1 rRNA gene (cut by a window edge) is annotated in these 2,500 nt (G+C 50.2%); it reads left to right on the forward strand.

The features are described from left to right. Positions 1-242 precede the first annotated feature (242 nt). Positions 243-2,500 (forward strand): 23S ribosomal RNA (locus M9799_RS13875); it runs 617 nt beyond the window's last position.

A 2,500-nucleotide genomic window follows, 5' to 3' on the forward strand; every position in this document is an offset into this window, starting at 1 on the left:
GGAAACTGCACATTCGTAAAGGTTTAGTGCAGACCGTGCCGCTAACGACATTTTTGATTGCGTCAAAACAAGATTTAACTTTGTTAAATTCTTAAGTAATGACGAATCATTCTCTAAGCATTCATTGAGAAATCAATGAAAGCGAAAGAATCATTCACATTACGGCATAACGCGCGAGGTGAGAGACCTCGCAAGTCTTTGATACAGCTGAGATTGTCTCGCAAGAGACGTCAAAGTTATAGGGTCAAGTGACTAAGAGCATGTGGTGGATGCCTTGGCGATTACAGGCGACGAAAGACGTGATAGCCTGCGATAAGCTTCGGGGAGCTGGCAAATGAGCTTTGATCCGGAGATTTCTGAATGGGGAAACCCACCCGCAAGGGTATCGCATACTGAATACATAGGTATGCGAGGCAAACCGAGTGAACTGAAACATCTAAGTAGCTCGAGGAAAAGACATCAACCGAGATTCCGAAAGTAGTGGCGAGCGAAATCGGAACAGCCTTCTAGTGATACCTCGACTGTTAGCAAAGCGGCATGGAAAGGCCGACCATAGTGGGTGATAGTCCCGTATGCGAAAACAGACGAGCGGTACTGAGCTAGAGAAAAGTAGGGCGGGGCACGAGAAACCTTGTCTGAATATGGGGGGACCATCCTCCAAGGCTAAATACTCGTAATCGACCGATAGTGAACCAGTACCGTGAGGGAAAGGCGAAAAGAACCCCGGGAGGGGAGTGAAATAGATCCTGAAACCGCATGCTTACAAAAAGTAGGAGCCCGCAAGGGTGACTGCGTACCTTTTGTATAATGGGTCAGCGACTTACATTCAGTGGCAAGGTTAACCGAATAGGGAAGCCGTAGAGAAATCGAGTCCGAATAGGGCGAATCAGTCGCTGGGTGTAGACCCGAAACCAAGTGATCTATCCATGGCCAGGATGAAGGTGCCGTAACAGGTACTGGAGGTCCGAACCGACTAATGTTGCAAAATTAGCGGATGAGCTGTGGATAGGGGTGAAAGGCTAAACAAACTTGGAAATAGCTGGTTCTCTCCGAAAACTATTTAGGTAGTGCCTCAAGTATTACCTGCGGGGGTAGAGCACTGTTTAGGCTAGGGGTCATGGCGACTTACCAAACCTATGCAAACTCCGAATACCGCAGAGTACAGCTTGGGAGACAGAGCACCGGGTGCTAACGTCCGGACTCAAGAGGGAAACAACCCAGACCGCCAGCTAAGGTCCCTAAAATTGGCTAAGTGGGAAACGAAGTGGGAAGGCTAAAACAGTCAGGATGTTGGCTTAGAAGCAGCCATCATTTAAAGAAAGCGTAATAGCTCACTGATCGAGTCGTCCTGCGCGGAAGATGTAACGGGGCTAAGCCAGTTACCGAAGCTGCGGATGTGCAATTCATTGCACGTGGTAGGAGAGCGTTCTGTAAGCCTGTGAAGGTGTCTGGTAACGGATGCTGGAGGTATCAGAAGTGCGAATGCTGACATGAGTAGCGTTAAAGGGGTGAAAAGCCCCCTCGCCGTAAGCGCAAGGTTTTCTACGCAACGTTCATCGGCGTAGAGTGAGTCGGCCCCTAAGGCGAGGCAGAGATGCGTAGCTGATGGGAAACAGGTCAATATTCCTGTACCGATGTGTAGTGCGATGTGGGGACGGAGAAGGTTAGCTCAGCCAACTGTTGGATATGTTGGTTCAAGCCTGTAGTCGTGCCCGGTAGGCAAATCCGCCGGGCTTAGATGAGGGGTGATAACGAGGCTGCTTGCAGCCGAAGTGAGTGATACCCAGCTTCCAGGAAAAGCCACTAAGCTTCAGCTACACACGACCGTACCGCAAACCGACACTGGTGCGCGAGATGAGTATTCTAAGGCGCTTGAGAGAACTCTGGAGAAGGAACTCGGCAAATTGATACCGTAACTTCGGGAGAAGGTATGCCGCAAGTAGGTGATCCTGCACAAGGGGAGCCCAAAGCGGTTGCAAAAAATCGGTGGCTGCGACTGTTTAATAAAAACACAGCACTCTGCAAACACGAAAGTGGACGTATAGGGTGTGACGCCTGCCCGGTGCTGGAAGATTAAATGATGGGGTGCAAGCTCTTGATTGAAGTCCCAGTAAACGGCGGCCGTAACTATAACGGTCCTAAGGTAGCGAAATTCCTTGTCGGGTAAGTTCCGACCTGCACGAATGGCGTAACGATGGCCACACTGTCTCCTCCAGAGACTCAGCGAAGTTGAAATGTTTGTGATGATGCAATCTCCCCGCGGAAAGACGGAAAGACCCCATGAACCTTTACTGTAGCTTTGTATTGGACTTTGAACAGATCTGTGTAGGATAGGTGGGAGGCTTTGAAGCGAGGACGCTAGTTCTCGTGGAGCCAACGTTGAAATACCACCCTGGTGTGTTTGAGGTTCTAACCTAGGTCCCTTATCGGGATCGGGGACAGTGCATGGTAGGCAGTTTGACTGGGGCGGTCTCCTCCCAAAGCGTAACGGAGGAGTTCG

Source organism: Comamonas endophytica (assembly GCF_023634805.2).
Lineage (GTDB): Bacteria > Pseudomonadota > Gammaproteobacteria > Burkholderiales > Burkholderiaceae_C > Comamonas > Comamonas endophytica.